This window comes from Catenulispora sp. EB89 (assembly GCF_041261445.1).
Taxonomy (GTDB): Bacteria; Actinomycetota; Actinomycetes; order Streptomycetales; family Catenulisporaceae; genus Catenulispora.
This window is the reverse complement of record NZ_JBGCCU010000003.1, coordinates 460,653-478,689: the sequence shown is the minus strand read 5'-3', so window position 1 is coordinate 478,689 and position 18,037 is coordinate 460,653. Positions and strand designations below refer to the sequence as shown.

The 18,037-nt window shown below is 71.0% G+C and carries 14 protein-coding genes; 13 read left to right on the top strand and 1 reads right to left on the bottom strand.

The window, feature by feature from the left end; translation table 11 throughout:
- The first annotated feature begins 6 nt into the window (after positions 1 to 6).
- The 11 genes from ABH920_RS08890 (at position 7) to galT (ending at position 13,955) form a co-directional block, all read left to right on the top strand.
- Entirely contained in the window at positions 7 to 1,548 is a 1,542-nt protein-coding gene (locus ABH920_RS08890; protein ID WP_370348394.1) for a folylpolyglutamate synthase/dihydrofolate synthase family protein, read from the top strand.
- An 11-nt stretch (positions 1,549 to 1,559) separates the two neighbouring features.
- Positions 1,560 to 1,967 (top strand): DUF4233 domain-containing protein, encoded by a 408-nt coding sequence (locus tag ABH920_RS08885; RefSeq protein WP_370348393.1) that lies wholly within the window; start codon positions 1,560 to 1,562, stop codon positions 1,965 to 1,967.
- Between the two features lie 164 nt (positions 1,968 to 2,131).
- On the top strand, positions 2,132 to 3,235 hold the full coding sequence (locus ABH920_RS08880) for a phosphatase PAP2 family protein (protein WP_370348392.1): 1,104 nt from the start codon (positions 2,132 to 2,134) through the stop codon (positions 3,233 to 3,235).
- 242 nt (positions 3,236 to 3,477) lie between these two features.
- The gene (locus tag ABH920_RS08875) at positions 3,478 to 4,515 is read left to right on the top strand and encodes a rod shape-determining protein (protein WP_194908384.1); all 1,038 of its coding nucleotides are present in this window, start codon (positions 3,478 to 3,480) and stop codon (positions 4,513 to 4,515) included.
- Between the two features lie 9 nt (positions 4,516 to 4,524).
- The gene (gene mreC, locus ABH920_RS08870; protein WP_370348391.1) at positions 4,525 to 5,397 is read left to right on the top strand and encodes a rod shape-determining protein MreC; all 873 of its coding nucleotides are present in this window, start codon (positions 4,525 to 4,527) and stop codon (positions 5,395 to 5,397) included.
- Positions 5,398 to 5,482: 85 nt separating this feature from the next.
- Entirely contained in the window at positions 5,483 to 6,064 is a 582-nt protein-coding gene (mreD, locus tag ABH920_RS08865) for a rod shape-determining protein MreD (protein WP_370348390.1), read from the top strand.
- Positions 6,065 to 8,239, top strand: coding sequence for a penicillin-binding protein 2 (gene mrdA, locus ABH920_RS08860; RefSeq protein ID WP_370348389.1), 2,175 nt, complete (start codon positions 6,065 to 6,067; stop codon positions 8,237 to 8,239). It begins immediately after the preceding gene.
- Between the two features lie 7 nt (positions 8,240 to 8,246).
- Complete coding sequence (rodA, locus tag ABH920_RS08855) at positions 8,247 to 9,470, top strand: rod shape-determining protein RodA (protein WP_370348388.1); 1,224 nt, start codon at positions 8,247 to 8,249, stop codon at positions 9,468 to 9,470.
- A 112-nt stretch (positions 9,471 to 9,582) separates the two neighbouring features.
- The gene (locus tag ABH920_RS08850) at positions 9,583 to 11,520 is read left to right on the top strand and encodes a TIGR03960 family B12-binding radical SAM protein (protein ID WP_370348387.1); all 1,938 of its coding nucleotides are present in this window, start codon (positions 9,583 to 9,585) and stop codon (positions 11,518 to 11,520) included.
- 129 nt (positions 11,521 to 11,649) lie between these two features.
- Positions 11,650 to 12,900 (top strand): galactokinase, encoded by a 1,251-nt coding sequence (galK, locus tag ABH920_RS08845; RefSeq protein ID WP_370348386.1) that lies wholly within the window; start codon positions 11,650 to 11,652, stop codon positions 12,898 to 12,900.
- 14 nt (positions 12,901 to 12,914) lie between these two features.
- Positions 12,915 to 13,955 (top strand): galactose-1-phosphate uridylyltransferase, encoded by a 1,041-nt coding sequence (gene galT, locus ABH920_RS08840; RefSeq protein WP_370348385.1) that lies wholly within the window; start codon positions 12,915 to 12,917, stop codon positions 13,953 to 13,955.
- Here galT and ABH920_RS08835 read toward each other — a convergent pair.
- Positions 13,952 to 14,557: a helix-turn-helix domain-containing protein gene (locus ABH920_RS08835; protein WP_370348384.1), complete on the bottom strand. Its 606-nt coding sequence runs from the start codon at positions 14,555 to 14,557 to the stop codon at positions 13,952 to 13,954. The two genes, galT and ABH920_RS08835, sit on opposite strands and share 4 nt — an antisense overlap.
- Before the next feature lie 66 nt (positions 14,558 to 14,623).
- Between ABH920_RS08835 and ABH920_RS08830 the strand changes: the two genes are divergently transcribed.
- Both ABH920_RS08830 and ABH920_RS08825 read left to right on the top strand, forming a co-directional pair.
- Positions 14,624 to 15,895 (top strand): benzoate/H(+) symporter BenE family transporter, encoded by a 1,272-nt coding sequence (locus ABH920_RS08830; protein WP_370348383.1) that lies wholly within the window; start codon positions 14,624 to 14,626, stop codon positions 15,893 to 15,895.
- A gap of 103 nt (positions 15,896 to 15,998) precedes the next feature.
- The gene (locus ABH920_RS08825; protein WP_370348382.1) at positions 15,999 to 17,894 is read left to right on the top strand and encodes a cell wall-binding repeat-containing protein; all 1,896 of its coding nucleotides are present in this window, start codon (positions 15,999 to 16,001) and stop codon (positions 17,892 to 17,894) included.
- Positions 17,895 to 18,037: the final 143 nt, after the last annotated feature.

The window sequence follows — 18,037 nt, the reverse complement described above, 5'->3', positions numbered from 1 at the left end:
GAGTTCATGGCGAACAATGTCGACCGTCCGGGTTTCGATGAGCAGAGCCTCCAGGAGCAGTTCGAGGAAGTCGAACACGAGCTCCTGGAGCGCTGGCCGGAGACCAAGATGGACCCCACCCTGGCACGGGTGCGGGCCCTGACCGAGCTGCTGGGCGACCCGCAGAAGGCGTACCCGGTCGTCCACATCACGGGGACCAACGGCAAGACGTCCACCGCGCGGATGATCGAGACCCTGCTGCGCGAGCTCAACCTGCGCACCGGCCGGTTCACCTCGCCGCACCTGGAGTCGATGAACGAGCGCATCACCCTGGACGGGGCGCCGATCCCGCTGCGGCGCTTCGTCGAGGTCTACGAGGACATCCGGCCCTACGTGGACATCGTGGACGCCTCGCAGGAGTTCCCGATGTCCTTCTTCGAGGTGATCACCGGGATGGCGTTCGCGGCCTTCGCCGACGCCCCGGTCGACGCCGCTGTGCTGGAGGTGGGCCTGGGCGGCACCTGGGACTGCACCAACGTCGCCGACGGCCAGGTCGCGGTGATCACCCCGATCGACGTCGACCACGCGCACATCCTCGGCGACACCCCGGCGAAGATCGCCTCCGAGAAGGCCGGGATCATCAAGGAGGACGCGGTCGTCGTGATGGCCCAGCAGCCGCTGGAGGCCGCCGAGGTCATTCTGCGCCGGGCCTCCGAGGTGCACGCCACCGTGGCCCGCGAGGGCATCGAGTACGGGGTCGTGGAGCGCCAGCCGGCGCTCGGCGGCCAGCAGATCACGATCAAGGGCCTGGCCGGCGAGTACAGCGACGTCTACCTGCCGCTGTACGGCGAGCACATGGCGCACAACGCGGCCACCGCGCTGGCCGCGGTCGAGGCCTTCCTCGGCGCCGGCCGGGCCCGCACCCCGCTGGACCCGGACGTGGTCCGCGAGGCGTTCGCCAAGGTCACCTCGCCGGGCCGGCTGGAAGTGGTCCGCCGCGGCCCCACGGTCATCCTGGACGCCACCCACAACCCGGCCGGCGCCCGCGCCACCGCGCAGGCCCTGGCCGACGACTTCACCTTCGACCACCTGGTCGGCGTGGTCGGCGCGATGCGGGACAAGGACGTCGCCGGGATCCTGGAGGTCCTGGAGCCGGTGCTGAACGAGATCGTGGTGACCCAGAACAACACCGAGCGCGCGATGCCCACCGCGGTGCTCGGGGAGCTGGCCGCCGAGATCTTCGGCGCCGAGCGGGTCCACGAGGCGCCGCGCCTGGACGACGCCATCGACATGGCCATCGGTCTGGCCGAGGAGGCGATCCCGGCCGGCACCTCCGCCGGTGCGGGCGTCATCGTGACCGGGTCGGTGGTCACCGCGGGGCAGGCGCGTACCCTGCTGGTGCGGGAGCGTGCCGAGCGGGTCGAGGACCGGCACACCTTCGAGGACGTCCGGTTCGAGGACGCCGAGAAGGAGGACTTCGACGACCGCGACCTGGAGTTCGGGAAGCGGCGGGGCGGCGACCGCGACGACGAGTTGTCCGATGAAGATTTCGGCGGTGACGACCGATGATGGTCCGGCGGATGGCAGCCTCGGTGCTGTGCTTCGAGGTGTTGGTGATCCTCTTCTTCGCCCTGGTGGCGATGAAGCTCTCCGACCTGAGTTCGGGGACGGTCTGGGCGATCTGCGGGCCTGGCATGGTGGTGGCCGCGCTGCTGTGCGGGATGCTGCGCAAGTCGTGGGCGTACTCGCTCGGCTGGGTGCTCCAGGGTGCGCTGATCCTCGCGGGCTTCGTGATCACCGACATGTTCTTCGTCGGGGCCTGCTTCGCGCTGCTCTGGTACTGGGCGCTGAAGGCCGGTCGGCAGATCGACACGGAGAAGGCGGCCGCGTACGCGGCCTATGAGGCGGCGCAGGCAGCTCAGTCGGTCGAAGAGCCGCAGGCGGTCGACGAGACACCGGCGACGCAGGCGTCGGCCGCGACTTCCTGAGCCGCCGCCCGCACAACGCGGGCGTTGCCGGCTGTTACCCGAGCGCGGCGCCGAATACCCGAGCCCGGCACCGAATGCCACCACCACGCTGGCGAAGCGCTGACCGCTTCACCAATTCGGGCTAATCAGGCCATTTGCGCCATCCGCCCGGGTATTCCCTCCACATGCTCTACCCCGAGGCCCTGGCCGTGGACCGCCACACGGCGACCGTCGGCTCGCGACGTGATCTGCGGAACCGGTTGGTGGCCGGGGCGGTGGTCGCGGTCGCCGGCGTGTTCGTGGTCTACCTGCTCGCCGTGCGGACCCGGTGGGGGCAGGACTTCGAGAACGCGGCGCTGGCCGGCGCGCGCCAGCACCGCAGCGGGAGCTGGTACGAGGACGCCGACCGCTGGCTGAACCGGCTCACCGCGGAGAGCTTCGGGGCCTCGCTGGTCGTCATCGCGGCGGTCGGGCTGCTGCGCCGGCGGTTGCTGCTGGCGCTGTGCGGAGTGCTGACGGCCGGCGGGGCGGTGCTCGCGGCGCGGTTCATGAAGGGGGTGCTGCCGAGCCGGCCGGTGTTCGGGGCCGACGCGCTGGGTGCGATCCACGCGGCAGGCGGCGCGGTCGGAGCCGGTCACGCGGCCAACGCCGCGAGCGCGGTCGCGGCGGGGAACCCGGCCGCGAACGCGGCGGTGCACAACGCCGTCGCCTCGGTCGCCGCCACCATGGCGCACGTCGCACTGGCCCAAGCCACCTACCAGCCCCCGAACACGCTCCCCTCCGGTCACACCGCCGCGGCGATGGGGTTGTTCTTCGCGACCCTGATCGTGATCAGCCGCCGCTGGTACGTCCTGGTGACCCTGCTCGTGCTGCCCGGCGCGGCGCTGGCCGGCGTGGCGACCGTGGCGGCGGACTGGCACCGGCTCTCCGACACCGTCGCCGCCGACCTGCTCGCGCTGGCCGTCGGACTGCTCGGGCTGGCCGTGGTGGCGCAGATCGGCCTGGTGCGTCCGGAGCCGTCACTCGGTCGGAGCAGCCTGGGCCAGCGCCTGCTCTACGCCGCGCTGCTCAGCATCGCGACCGTCTCGTCGGCCGTCGGCCTCGCCTTCTTCGCGCGCTACCACAGTGCGACCTCGGCCCTGGGCCGCGAGGACGCCGCGTACTGGTCCGCGCAGGCGCTGGCCCTCGGCGCGGCGGTCACCGCGGCCGGGATGATGCTCGCGGTGTGCCGGAACCTGGAGTCGGTGGGGACGCGCCCGCCGCCCAGACTGACGATCCAGGCGCCGTGATCACCCATGTGGCGCGCGCCCCGCGCAATGCCGCACTCTGGCCCTCCAGGACCCTGACATAAGCATTCTCACCCGTTCGGGCGTACCGCTTCGGGGTGAATCGGATGCTCCGGGATCTATCGGGCATAACGCTGGTTAGGATCGGTCGCAGGCGCCGCACATCGCGCCTGTCTCTGATACCGACGGCAAGACTTCTGCAACATCCGAGCGACGGAAGATGGGGATCGCGCATGGGCTCCGGGATGGCGGTCATCGGTCGGGACATCGCGGTGGACCTCGGGACCGCGAACACCCTGGTGTACGTACGCGGTCGAGGCATCGTGCTGAACGAGCCCTCGGTGGTCGCGGTGGACACCACGACCGGCGCGGTGCTCGCGGTCGGCGCCGAGGCGAAGAAGATGATCGGCCGCACGCCCGGCAACATCGTGGCGATCCGGCCGCTCAAGGACGGCGTCATCGCCGACTTCGAAGTCGCCGAGCGGATGCTGCGCTACTTCATCCGCAAGGCGCACAAACGCCGGTGGCTGGCGCAGCCCCGGGTCATCGTCTGCGTCCCCTCCGGCATCACCGGGGTGGAGAAGCGCGCGGTCGAGGACGCGGCCAGCGCCGCCGGCGCGCGCAGCGTGCACCTCATCGAGGAGCCGATGGCCGCGGCGATCGGTGCGGGCCTGCCGGTGCAGGAGGCGACCGGCAACATGGTCGTGGACATCGGCGGCGGCACCACCGAGGTCGCGGTCATCTCCTACGGCGGCATCGTGACCGCGCTCAGCGTGCGGGTCGCGGGCGACGAGCTGGACAACGCGATCATCCAGTACACGAAGAAGGAGTACTCGCTGCTGCTCGGCGACCGCACCGCCGAGGAGATCAAGGTGACGGTCGGCTCGGCCTGGGACTCCGGGGAGGAGACCCGCGCCGAGGTCCGAGGCCGCGACCTCGTCAGCGGCCTGCCGAAGGTGATCCTGCTGTCCAGCACCGAGGTGCGCAAGGCCATCGAGGAGCCGGTGACGGCGATCGTCGACGCGGTGCGCGACACCCTGGACAAGTGCCCGCCGGAGCTGGCCGGCGACATCATGGACCGCGGCATCGTCCTCACCGGCGGCGGTGCCATGCTGCACGGCCTGGACGAGCGGATCCGCGAGGAGACCGGCATGCCGGTGCACATCGCGGAGAACCCGCTGGACTCCGTGGTCCTGGGCTCCGGCCGCTGCCTGGAGGAGTTCGAGGCGCTGGCCCCGGTGCTGGGCACGCTGAACAACCGTCGCCGTACCGGGCGGAGGTAGCGCGGGAGCGTGCGTGACGACAAGCGGACGAGGCTGCTGCTGGCGGTACTGCTGGCGGCGGCCTTCGCCATGATCACCGTGGACGCCCGGGGCGGGTCCCGCTCGCCGCTGCAGCCGCTGCGCTCCGGCGGCGAGGCGGTGCTCGGCCCGGTGACGCGCTCGGTCGCGGCGGTCGAGCGGCCGGTGGGCGACTTCGTGCACGGACTCGGCCACAGCAAGCAGGACCAGAAGCAGATCGCGCTGCTCAAGACGCAGAACGCGGCCCTGCGCGAACAGGCCGAGACCGCCGCCGACGCCCGCGCCCGGGCCGCCGAGCTCGACAAGCTGCTGCACGTCGCCTCGGTCGGCGGCTACCGGACCATCCCGGCCCGGGTGCTGTCCTTCGCCCCGCAGCAGCAGGGCACCTGGTCGGCGACCATCGACGCCGGCACCCTGGACGGCGTCAAGCCGGGAATGACCGTGCTGGACGGCGACGGCCTGGTCGGCCGCACCGTGGCGGTCGGCCGCGACACCGCGACCGTGCTGCTGGCCGACGACCCGCGGTTCACCGTGGGCGTGCGGACCCCGGGCACCGGCGGCGCCGGAGGCGGCCAGGTCGGCCTGGCCACCGGCGGCGGGCCCGGGGCGTTCAGCGTGCAGTTCTTCGACCCGCAGGCCGACATCCCGCTGGGCACACCGGTGCTGACCTTCGGCTCGGCCGGCGGCACGCCCTTCGTGCCCGGCGTGCCGCTGGGCACCGTGACCTCCGTGCAGCCCACGCCCGGGGCGATGACCCGGACCGCGATCGTGAAGCCGTACGTGGCCTACGACGGCCTGCAGACCGTCGGTGTCGTGGTGGAGCCGCCGCGCACCGACCCCCGCGACGCGCTGGTGGCGCACTGACCGCCGCCACTCGGCTGCCCGGCTGCCCGGCTGCCACCCGGTTGCTCCACGGCGGCCCCGGCCCGACCCCGAAAGAGTGTGACCCTTGAGACTCACCGGCTTCCTCGCCCTTATCTGCGGCCTGGCCCTGGTCCTGGCGCTGCAGGACGCGCTGCTGACCGCGGCGCGCCTGCCGCTGGCCGCGCCCGACCTGCTGCTGGCGGTGGTCGCCGCGATCGGCTTCGCCCGCGGCCCGCGCACCGGCCTGGTCGCCGGCTTCCTGCTCGGCCTGGCCGCCGACGTCTCGCCGCCGGCCGCGCACGCGATCGGCAGCCAGGCGTTCGTGCTCTGCCTGTGCGGCTACCTCGCCGGCCGCGCCGCCGGGGCGGTGCAGGGCACGGTCCTGCGGCCGATCCTGGTGGTCGCGTGCCTGGCCGCGTTCACTCCGTTCCTGTACGCCGGGCTGGACTTCGCGGTCGGCACCGCGCAGTTCCACGGCGTGCCGGCCGCCGCCGCGGCGTCCGCGCTGTACACCGGCGTGCTCGCGCCGTTCGTCATCCCGGTGGTCGGCTTCGTGCTCGGCCGCGGCGAGACCCGCGGCCTGCCCACCCAGCGCTCGCACAGCCGCCTGCCGGGCGTCAAGACTCTGAATCGCCGCGCCTCGGCCGGCAGTACGCAGGTGCTGTAGATGACTTCCGACGGCAGCCGGCTGGCCGACCGGCGGCACGCGCGGCTGATGGTGCTGCGGGTGCTGGTCCTGGCGCTGCTCGGGACGCTGGTCGCCCGGCTGTGGTACCTGCAGGTCCGCACCGGCCAGACCTTCCGCGACGCCGCCGCCGCGAACGACGTCCGCACCGTCATCACCCCGGCGGTGCGCGGCGACATCCTGGACGACCTGGGCCGCCCGCTGGTCGACAACAAGTCGGCGCTGACCCTGTCGGTCGACCGCAACACCCTGCTGGGCACCAAGGACCACGGCGTCTCCACACTGGCCCGCCTGGCCTCGGTGCTGGGCACCACGCCGCAGGCCATCTCCGACCAGATCCGGCCCTGCACCGCGAAGGTCTCCAAGCCCTGCTGGAACGGCTCGCTGCTGCAGCCGGTCCCGATCGCCCGCAACGTCTCGGTGCAGCAGGCGCTGACGGTCTCCGAGGAGCACGAGCTCTACCCGGGCGTGACCGCGGGCCCGGACACCGTCCGCCGCTTCCCGGCGCCCTACAGCCTGAACGCCGCGCACATCCTGGGCTACCTGTCGCCGGTCACCGAGAACGAGCTCGCCGCCGCGACCGCCAAGGGCGAGGTGATGCAGCGCTCGGACCTGGTCGGGCGGGCCGGGCTGGAGGAGACCTACGACTCCTACCTGCGCGGCCAGGAAGGCGAGACGCAGGTCTCGGTCGACATCCTCGGGCACGCGCAGTCCACCCTGGCCACCATCCCGCCGGTGAACGGCGACCACCTGGTGACCTCGATCGACGCCCGGATCCAGGCCGTCGCCGAGCGCGAGCTGAACAACGCGGTGAGCCGGGCCCGCTCGCAGACCTCGCCGACCAACGGCAAGCCCTACGTCGCCGACTCGGCGGCCACCGTGGTGCTGGACGCGCGCACCGGCCGCGTGGTGGCGATGGCCAGCACCCCGACCTACGACCCCAACGTCTTCACCGGCGGCATCTCACAGTCCGACTACGCCGCGCTGACCGACGCCTCGGCCGGCACCCCGCTGCTGTCCCGGGCCTACCAGGGCCAGTTCGCGCCGGGGTCGACGTTCAAGGCCGTGACCACCACCGCGATGCTCCAGGACGGCTTCGGCACCGGCACCTATGACTGCTCGCCGGCCTTCAAGATCGGCAGCCAGAGCTTCACCAACTTCGAGGGCGAGGCCTTCGGGCCGATCTCGCTCAAGCGCGCCATCGAAGTGTCCTGCGACACGGTCTTCTACGGCGTCGCCTACCAGATGTGGCTGCGGGACGGCGGCCTGAAGCCGGTCGCGCACCCGCTGGAACCCATCGCCACCATGGCGCACGCCTTCGGGCTCGGCGCCAAGACCGGCATCGACCTGCCGGGCGAGGCCAAGGGCGACATCCAGACCCGGGCGGAGAAGCAGGTCACCTGGAACAACATGCACGGCATCTGGTGCAAGCGGGCCAAGGACGGCTATCCGGAGCTGCTGGGCTCGGACCCGGCGCGCGCCGCCTACCTGCAGGAGATCGCCAAGGAGAACTGCACCGACGGGTTCAAGTACCAGCCCGGCGACGCCGCGATCTCGGCCATCGGCCAGGGCGGCGACCTGGTGACGCCGCTGCAGCTGGCGCGGGTGTACGCGGCCGTGGCCAACGGCGGCACCCTGTACCAGCCGCAGATCGGCCGCGCGCTGATCGCCCCGGACGGCAAGGTCGTCAAGGACCTGACACCGATCGTGACCCGGAAGCTGCCGGTGTCCGGCTCGACGCTGGCGTTCCTGGAGGACGCGCTGCACGGCACCTCGACCGAGGGCACCGCGGGCCCGGCCTTCGCAGCCTGGCCGGAGAACGTGATTCCGACCTACGCCAAGACGGGAACTGCGGAAGTCTACGGAAAGCAGACCACGTCCTGCTTCGTCGCCTACGCCGGCACCGAGACCGGGCCGCGCTACGTCGTGGCGATGATGGTCTCCCAGGGTGGCACCGGTGTCGGGACGTCGGGGCCGTCGGTGGAGGCGATCCTGGCCGCGCTGTTCGGCGTGGACATGGGCCACCCGGACCCGAACGGCACGCTGCCCACCGCGCTGCCGGTGGTGCGCCCCGACGGCTTGCTGCCGACCCTCCCGCCGGCCACCACCCTGCCCACGCCTCCGCCGCCGTCGGCATCCCCCACCACGAAGCAGTGAGAGCGCCGTGACCCTGAACCCCGCGATCTACAAAGGCCCGGCGGCGATGCCGGTGGCCGAGAGCCGGCGCCGCGCCAGCCGGCTGCGCCGCTTCGACTGGACGCTGCTGGCCGCGGCGCTGGCGCTGTCGGTCTACGGCGCGATCCTGGTGTGGTCGGCGACCCGCGGGCGCACCAGCCTGACCGGCGGCGACCCGCAGTTCTTCCTGAAGCGGCACCTGATGAACCTGGCGATCGGCCTGGTCCTCATGGCGCTGACGTCGCTGCTGTCCTACGCGTGGGTGCGCGCGGTCACACCGGTGTTCTACGTGCTGGCGCTGCTGGGGCTGGTCGCTGTGCTCAGCCCTCTGGGCTCGACGGTCAACGGCGCGAAGTCCTGGATCGAGCTCGGCGGGGGCTTCTCCATCCAGCCCGCCGAGTACACCAAGGTCGCGGTGGTCCTGGGCCTGGCGGTGGTGCTGACGCTGAAGCCGACCAAGGGCGTGCTGTCCGGCATGTCGGAGCGGGACGACGCGGTGACCCCGCGCCGTATCGCAGCCGCCGGCCTGGTCGCCGGGCTGCCGACCGGCATCATCATGTTGCTGCCGGACCTGGGCTCGGCCATGGTGATCCTGGTCGCCACCGCCGGCCTGCTGGTCTTCGCCGGCACCAGCGGCCGCTGGCTGGCTGCTCTCGGTGCCGGCGCGGCGGTCGCCGCCGTGGCCGCGACCCAGCTGCACCTGCTGGCCCAGCACCAGGTCAACCGGTTCGCGGCGTTCGCCGACCCGCATCTGGACCCGCAGGGCGTCGGTTACAACACCGCGCAGGCGCGGCTGGCCATCGGCTCCGGCGGGGTGCTGGGCAAGGGGCTGTTCAACGGCACGCAGACCAACGGCCGCTACGTCCCCGAGCAGCAGACGGACTTCGTCTTCACCGTGGCCGGCGAGGAGTTGGGCTTCGTCGGCGGCGTGGTCCTCATCGCGCTGTTCGGGGTCCTGCTGATGCGTGGCATCGCCATCGCCCGGCAGTGCGACGACCTGTTCGGCATGCTGGTCTGCGCCGGCGTGGTGAGCTGGTTCGCCTTCGAGACCTTCGAGAACATCGGCATGACCTTGGGGATCATGCCGGTCGCAGGCATCCCGCTGCCGTTCGTCTCCTACGGCGGCTCGTCGATGTTCGCCAGCTTCATCGCCGTCGGGCTGGTGGAGAATGTGCGGCTGCGGTCCACGCGGCCGGCGATCACGGTGCAGTGAGCTGTGCCGGCCTGACGATCATGGGGAGCACCCTGCGCACACGCGTTACGCTGGACGCGCGGTGCTGTCAGCCCGCCACAATCTTCCAGGAAGCCCAAGGACGAGTAATCCGATGCCAGTCGAATCCGTGTTCCCGCAGCTCGAAGCGGTCCTGCCGACGGTGCAGAAGCCGATCCAGTACATCGGCGGCGAGCTGAACTCGACCGTCAAGGACTGGGACGCGTGCGACGTCCGCTGGGCCCTGATGTATCCCGATGCCTATGAGGTCGGGCTCCCCAACCAGGGCGTCATGATCCTCTACGAAGTGCTCAACGAGCGCGAGGGCGTGCTGGCCGAGCGCACCTACTCGGTGTGGCCGGACATGGAGAAGGTGATGCGGGAGCAGAAGATCCCGCAGTTCACCGTGGACGCGCACCGGCCGGTGAAGGACTTCGACGTCTTCGGCCTGTCCTTCTCCACCGAGCTCGGCTACACGAACATGCTCAACGCGCTGGACCTGGCCGGGATCCCGCTGGAGGCCCGGGACCGGACCGCGGACCACCCGATCGTGCTGGCCGGCGGGCACGCCGCGTTCAACCCGGAGCCGATCGCCGACTTCCTGGACGCCGCGGTGGTCGGCGACGGCGAGGGCGCGGTGCTGGCGATCACCGACCTCATCCGCGCCTGGAAGAACGAGGGCCGCCCCGGCGGCCGCGAGGAGCTGCTGTTCCGCCTGGCCAAGACCGGCAACGTCTACGTGCCGCGGTTCTACGACGTCGACTACCTGCCCGACGGCCGCATCCGCCGGGTCGCGCCGAACCGGCCGGGCGTGCCGTTCCGCGTGGCCAAGCACACCGTCATGGACCTGGACGAGTGGCCCTACCCGAAGCAGCCGCTGGTCCCGCTGGCCGAGACCGTGCACGAGCGGATGTCGGTGGAGATCTTCCGCGGCTGCACCCGCGGCTGCCGCTTCTGCCAGGCCGGGATGATCACCCGGCCGGTCCGTGAGCGCTCCATCACCGGCATCGGCGAGATGGTCAAGGCGGGCCTGGAGGCCACCGGCTACGAGGAGGTCGGCCTGCTCTCGCTGTCCAGCGCCGACCACACCGAGATCGCCGAGGTCGCCAAGGGCCTGGCCGACCGCTACGAGGGCACCAACACCTCGCTGTCCCTGCCCTCCACCCGGGTCGACGCCTTCAACATCGACCTGGCCAACGAGCTCTCGCGCAACGGCCGCCGCAGCGGTCTGACCTTTGCCCCCGAGGGCGGCAGCGAGCGCATGCGCAAGGTCATCAACAAGATGGTGACCGAGGAGGACCTGATCCGCACCGTCACCGCCGCCTACAGCGCCGGCTGGCGGCAGGTGAAGCTGTACTTCATGTGCGGGCTGCCCACCGAGACCGACGAGGACGTCCTGCAGATCGCCGAGCTCGCGCGCAAGGTCATCAAGGCCGGCCGCGAGGCCTCCGGCACCCGCGACATCCGCTGCACGGTGTCCATCGGCGGGTTCGTGCCCAAGCCGCACACCCCCTTCCAATGGGCCGCGCAGCTCGACGCCGAGGGCACCGACGCCCGCCTGGTGAAGCTGCGCGACGCCATCCGCGCCGACAAGAACTACGGCAAGGCCATCGGCTTCCGCTACCACGACGGCAAGCCCGGCGTCATCGAGGGCCTGCTCTCGCGCGGCGACCGGCGGGTCGGCAAGGTGATCCGCGAGGTCTGGGAGCGCGGCGGCCGCTTCGACGGCTGGAGCGAGCACTTCTCCTACCAGCGCTGGGCGGACGCGACCGTGGCGGCCCTGGCCGAGACCCCGGTCGACCTGGCCTGGTACACCACGCGCGAGCGCGAGTACAACGAGGTCCTGCCCTGGGACCACATCGACTCCGGCCTGGACCGGGACTGGCTGTGGGAGGACTGGCAGGACGCGCTGGAGGCGGCCGAGGGCGGCGGGAACGAGGTCGAGGACTGCCGCTGGACGCCGTGCTACGACTGCGGCGTGTGCCCGCAGATGGGGACCGAGATCCAGGTGGGGCCCACGGGGGTGAAGCTGCTTCCGCTGACGGTCGTCTGATGTCTCGTCCGCCCCAGGACAGGACGTGCTTGTCGGGGCGATGATCTCACCGCTACTCTGACCTCACCAGATCCGAACAGAATCAAACGGATCACAACAGTCGGGATGAGGGTGGCGGTGAGCCTCGACATGGGATCGGTCGCATCGGTCGTGGACGACGCACGGCAGGAAGTTGAGCGGAGTTTCGTCGAGCAGTTCGGCGGCCGTCCCACCGGCGTGTGGGCCGCGCCGGGCCGGGTGAACGTCATCGGCGAGCACACCGACTACAACGACGGCTTCGTGCTGCCGATGGCCATCGACCGCGCCTGCTACGCGGCCGCCGCCCCGCGCGAGGACCGGATCCTGCGGATCCACGCCGCCCAACTCGGCGAGACCGTCGAGCTCTCCCTGGACGCCCTCGTCGGCCCCGGCTCCGCCGCCGACACCCGCGGCGCGGCGGACCCCGACATGACGCCGCTGGCCGAACCCGCCGTCACCGGCTGGGCCGGCTACCCGGTCGGCGTCGCCTGGATCCTGCAGCAGGCCGGCTTCCCGGTCCGCGGCGCGGACGTGTACCTGACGAGCACGGTGCCGGTCGGCTCCGGCCTGTCCTCCTCCGCCGCGCTGGAGTGCGCGACGGCGCTGGCGCTGGCCGGCGTCTCGGAGTTCGAGCTCAGCACGGCCGAACTGGCCCTGCACACGCAGCGCGCGGAGAACATCTACGCCGGCGTGCCCTGCGGCCCGCTGGACCAGATGTCCTCGGCGTTCGGCCAGGACGGCTCGGTGCTGTTCATCGACACCCGCAGCGGCGAGGTCAAGCCGCAGCCCTTCGATCTGGCCGCGGAGAACGCGCTGCTGCTCGTCATCGACACCCGCGTCTCGCACGCGCACGGCGAGAACGGCTACGCCGACCGCCGCTCGGCCTGCGAGCGCTCGGCGGAGTTCCTGGGTGTCAGGGCTCTGCGTGACATCTCGCTGTCCGAGCTCCCCGAGTCGTTCGCGAAGGTCTCCGTCGGGCTCGGCGAGACGTTCGCGCGCCGGGTGCGGCACGTCGTCACCGAGGACGCCCGGGTCGAGCAGTTCGTCGAGATCCTGCATCAGGAGCCTGTCTCGCTGCCGCGCCTCGGGCACCGCATGATGCAGTCGCACGCCTCGCTGCGCGACGACTACGAAGTCAGCGCCCCCGAACTCGACCTCGCCGTGGCCACCGCGGTCGCGGCCGGCGCGCACGGCGCGCGGATGACCGGCGGCGGCTTCGGCGGCAGCGCCATCGCACTGGTGGACCGCGACCTGCTGTCGGACGTGCAGGACGCCGTCGTCGCGGCTTTCGCAGAACACGGATACACCGAACCGCAGTTCTTCCCCGCCGTCGCCTCGGCCGGCGCGCACCGAATCGCCTGACGGAGACCTCGACCATGGACCTCGATCTGACCAGGACCGTCACCAAGCTCTCGGACGGCAGGGAGCTGATCTACTACGACGAGACCCCCGGCCAGGACCGCTCCGCCGCCGACGAGCGCGATCTGCCGACCGTGTCGACCACCAGCGAGCTGCGGCGCGACCCGCTCACCGGGGAGATCACGGCGGTCGCCGGGCACCGCCAGGACCGCACCTTCCTGCCGGCCGCCGACCAGTGCCCGCTGGACCCCTCGCGCCCCGGGCACCTCAGCGAGATCCCGGCCGCCGACTACGACGTGGCGGTGTTCGAGAACCGCTTCCCGTCGCTGGCCGGCGACACGGGGCGGTGCGAGGTGGTGGTGTTCAGCGCCGAGCACTCGGCGTCGTTCGGCGCGCTGCCGGTCTCGCGGATCCGGCACATCGTCGACGTGTGGGCCGACCGGACGACCGAGCTGGCCGCTCGGGCCGGGGTCGAGTACGTGTACTGCTTCGAGAACCGCGGCGTGGAGGTCGGCGTCACGCTGCACCATCCGCACGGGCAGATCTACGCGTTCACCTTCATACCACCGCGGATGCAGAAGATGCTGGACGTGGCTACCGCGTATCACGAGAGCACCGGCGGCTGCGTGGCGTGTGACTCGCTGGCGGAGGAGAAGGCCGACGGCGCGCGGATCATCACCGCGGGCGAGTACTTCACCGCGTATGTGCCGTACGCGGGCCGGTGGCCGTTCCAGGTGGACATAGTCCCGAACCGGCATATGCCGGACATCCCGGCGCTGACCTCCGCCGAGCGCGACGAGTTGGCGGCCATCGGCAAGGACTGCGTCCAGCGGCTGGACGCGCTGTTCGACGGGCCGATGCCGTACATCGGCTCGTGGTATCAGGCCCCTGTCAGCGCGGGTCGTGCCGAGTCGCATCTGCGGTGGCAGCTCGCGGCTTTGCGGCGGGCGCCGGGGAAGCTGAAGTACTTGGCGGGGACGGAGTCGGGGGCGGGGGCGTTCATGAACGACATTCGACCGGAGCGTGCTGCGGCGATGTTGCGGGGCGAGGACGCTTAGTTGTTCTTTGACGGCTTCGGCGGTTTCGGGGGCTTCGGCGGCTTGGGCGTGCGAATCAGCAGGCTGGCGAAGACGTCTTCGTCGCCGATCGCGCGGTAGGTGTGCGGTACGTCCGCGAGCCATGAGGCGTGGCCGCCGGCTGGGATGGTCAGCGGTGCGTCAGGTCGGCCCACGCGCGCTGTTCCGGTGAAGACGGTGAGGTATTCGACGGTTCCCGGGGGATGCGCGGGGGAGAGCTGCTCGTGGCCGGGGCGGATGTGGAGACGGAAGAGCTCGGTGTCCGTGTTCGCGTCCACATCGGAAAAGGTCTCCAGCAGAGTCGCCGAGACTGCCGTTCCGTGAATCGTCTCCAGCGTTTTGTCGCCGTCGTGCGGCGGATCGGGGAGCAGCGCGCCGATCGGGACGCCGAGGCGGCCGGCGATCGCGTACAGCGTCTCGACGGTGGGGTTGCCGCGCGAGCCGTCTTCCAGGCCCGAGAGCGTCGCTTTGCCGACGCCGGCGTCGCGAGCCAGGGCCGAGAGGCTGACGTCGCGGTCTTGGCGCAGGCGTCGGATGCGTGCGCCGATCTGGGTCGCGAAGTCCGTTGTCGTGCCGTCTCCCACGTTCGCAACCTACACCGTTCTGCCAGCTGGTAACTTGTTCCGTATACGGAACAGGGGAGGTTCGCCGTGGCTGTCGAGCAGGTCGGGGGCGCTGTCGCCGGTGTCGGTGCCGACCGCGCGGCCGGCGCCGTTGACGATCAGTCTTCCGGGCTCGGTCCGACGTTCGGCGCGGGTGTCGTCACCGCGCTCGTCGGCTTCACGAGCTCCTTCGCCGTGGTCATCGCCGGGTTGCGCGCGATCGGCGCCACGGAGCGCCAGGCGGCTTCCGGGCTTTTGGTGCTCAGCGTTTCGATGGGTGTCGCGGGGATCGTCTTCAGCGTTCGCCACCGGATGCCGATCAGCATCGCGTGGTCGACCCCTGGTGCTGCGCTGTTGGTGAGCGTTGGGGCGGGGCGTGCGCATTCCGGGCATGGAGGCGCGACCGGCTACCGCGAAGCGCTCGGCGCGTTCGCTGTGGCGGGGTTGCTGACTCTCATCACCGGTTTCTCCCGCACCCTCACTCGCTGGATCGCGACCATCCCCGCGCCGATCTCGGCCGCGATGCTCGCCGGCGTGATCGCCCCGATCTGTTTGGAGTCGGCGCAGGCGGCGGTTCGTTTGCCGCGCTTGGCGTTGCCCGCGCTCGTGGTCTGGGTCGTGCTCGGCCGCTTCGCCAAGCGCTGGGCCGTCCCCGCGAGCCTGGCGACCGCCTTCATCGGCCTCGCCCTCGACCCGTCCACCCGCGGCCACCTGACCGGCGGCCTGCTCCCGACCCTGACGGCCACCACCCCGCGCTTCGATATCGGAACCCTGATAAGCCTCGCCCTCCCGCTGTACCTGGTGACGATGGCCTCGCAGAACCTCGCCGGCATAGCCGTGATGCGCGGCTACGGCTACGAACCACCCATCCGCGAAGTCCTAATGGGCACCGGCGCGGCCACCACCCTCGGCGCCCCCTTCGGCGGCATAGCCATCAACTTCGCCGCGATCACCGCCGCCCTCGCCGCCAGCCCCGACGCGCACCGCGACCCCCACCGCCGCTGGATAGCCGCCACCACCGCCGGCGCGCTGTACGTCGTCCTCGGCCTAGGCGCCGCAGCAGCCACAGCACTGCTGATAGCAGCCCCACCACTGCTCATAGAAGGCGTCGCAGGCCTGGCGCTCCTCCCGGCCCTCGGCGGCGCCCTGACCACCGCCCTCACCGACACCCGCTACCGCGAACCGGCAGCAGCAGCCTTCGTCACCACCGCCTCCGGCATCACCGTAGCGGGCATCGGAGCAGCCTTCTGGGGCCTCCTCGTCGGCCTCACCCTCCTGGCAACATCCCAGTTCCGAAGCCATCAAGTGAACAACACGTGACCGATGGCAACCACCAGCTAGCGCAGGGTGGACCCCAAGACCCCAGATGGATAAGCTGGCACGTCGGATCTCAGCACCCAGATCTACCAAGGGGAGAAGCAAGGTGTCCGCAAAGAAGCTCACGGCAGCCGCCGCGACAGCCCTCGCCGCAGCCACTTCTTTGGCGGTGCCGGCTCACGCGGGCGTCACGCCGGCCACGTTCCCGGGGCTCAATGGGAAGCTGACGGTTTCGACCGGCGACAATCAGCTGCACTTCATCGCGGCAGGCGGCACCACGGCCGAGAACATGCCATCCCAGGCGGTCGCCGGGGCGGAGTGGGCGCCGGACGGGAGCCGTGTCGCCTACATCGACGAGCACGGCGGTCTGATCTCGGCTCGCTACGACGGCACCGATCCCATAGTCGTGGCGTCGGGTCTGAGTGTTGACTCGCACCCGACGTGGATGAACGGCGGCAGCTTCCTCGTCTTCGCGCGAGGCGGGAGCTTGTACAAGGTCCCGAGCCTCGGCGGTACCGCGCCAGTGGTGCTCAGCGCCGGACACCAGCAGGGCGACCAGGACTCCGCCCCTCAGGGCGGCGCGAACGGCGTGCTCGTGTTCCAGCGTATCGACGGCAGGACGAACACGCCCGGAATCTGGGTCTACAACGGTTACTCGGACACCCAGCATTTCGTCCTGAACTCCGGCGGCGGCCACAACCCGTCGCTCTCGCCCGACGCGAAGACGGTCGTCTTCTCGCAGCTGGACCACCAGTACCCCAAACCTGGCCTGCAGATCTGGTCCATCGGGGTCGACGGTTCGAACCTCACTCAGCTGACCAAGGACGCCGGGACGAACGTCAGCAATGACCGCCCTGTGTGGTCGCCGGACGGCGGCACCATCGCGTTCGACAACACGGTCAACGGCGAGATCATGACCATGGCGCCCTCGCCGGGGGCGCCGGAGAACGCTCTCAGCCCCAGCAACAACGGTCGGCTCTCCTGGCAACCTTCTGCGAACATGTCGCAGCCGCCGTCCGCCTCCAACCCCGTCAACCTCGTCGAGCGCCTCGACGGCCCCGACCGCATCGGCACCGCGAACCAGGTCTCGGGCTGGTCCTACGGCAACCAGCAGGCGAACGTCGTCGTGCTGGCCCGCCAGGACATCTTCGCCGACGCGCTGGCCGGGTCCGCGCTCGCGGCGCGGTTCCACGGGCCGCTGCTGCTGACGCCGACGGGCAACCTCGACGCCCGGACGCTGGCCGAGCTCAAGCGGGTTTTGAAGCCGGGCTCGTTCGTATACGTGCTGGGGCAGACGAAGGCGATCTCGGCGAACACCTTCAACCAGGTCGCCGCAGCTGGGTTCCGGCCGACGCGGATCGGCGGGCAGGACCGGTTCGAGACCGCGGTGGACATCGCTGAGACGATCGTCCCGGACTACACGCACAACCCCGTCACCATCCTCGCCGCGACCGGGCTCAACTTCCCCGACGCGCTCGCGGCCGGTGCGGTGGCGGGTTCGCGGCCGAACACGGTCGTCGTGCTCACCTCCGACACGAAGATGCCGTCGGAGACCCAGTCGTTCCTGAACGCGGTGCCGCAGCGGACCGTGTACGGCGTCGGTGGCGAGGCCGTCAGCGCGCTGAACTCCGTGCGGATGCCGGCGGCGCAGGTCTACGGTGCGAACCGGTTCGTGACCGCTGCGATCGTGGCACACACGTTCTTCGGCGGGCCGCAGGTGGTCGGGATCGCGACCGGTTTCAACTTCCCCGACGCGCTGGCCGGTGGTGCGCTCGCCGGCAGTGTCGGTGGTCCGCTGCTGCTGACCGGCCCCACCGGGCTGCCCAGCGAGACGGAGGACTACCTGCGCAGCGCCTCGGGCTCGGTCTCGGACGCCATCCTGTTCGGCGGTCCCGCGGTCATCACCGCGGACCAGCAGAGCCAGGTCGGCGACCTGATCAGCCAGCCCGGCCAGTGGGAGTTCGCGGAGAACAACCCCTCCGCCCACACCGGTCCCCGCTAAGCCGCCCACTACGTCCCCAGAGGGCGACGACGCCACCCGGCGTCGTCGCCCTCTCGCCGTCCCCGTCAACTACCCACAGTGACCACCGCCCTGAACCGGCTATCCTGAGCAGTCAGCAAAGCAACACTCAGCAAGCCCGTACC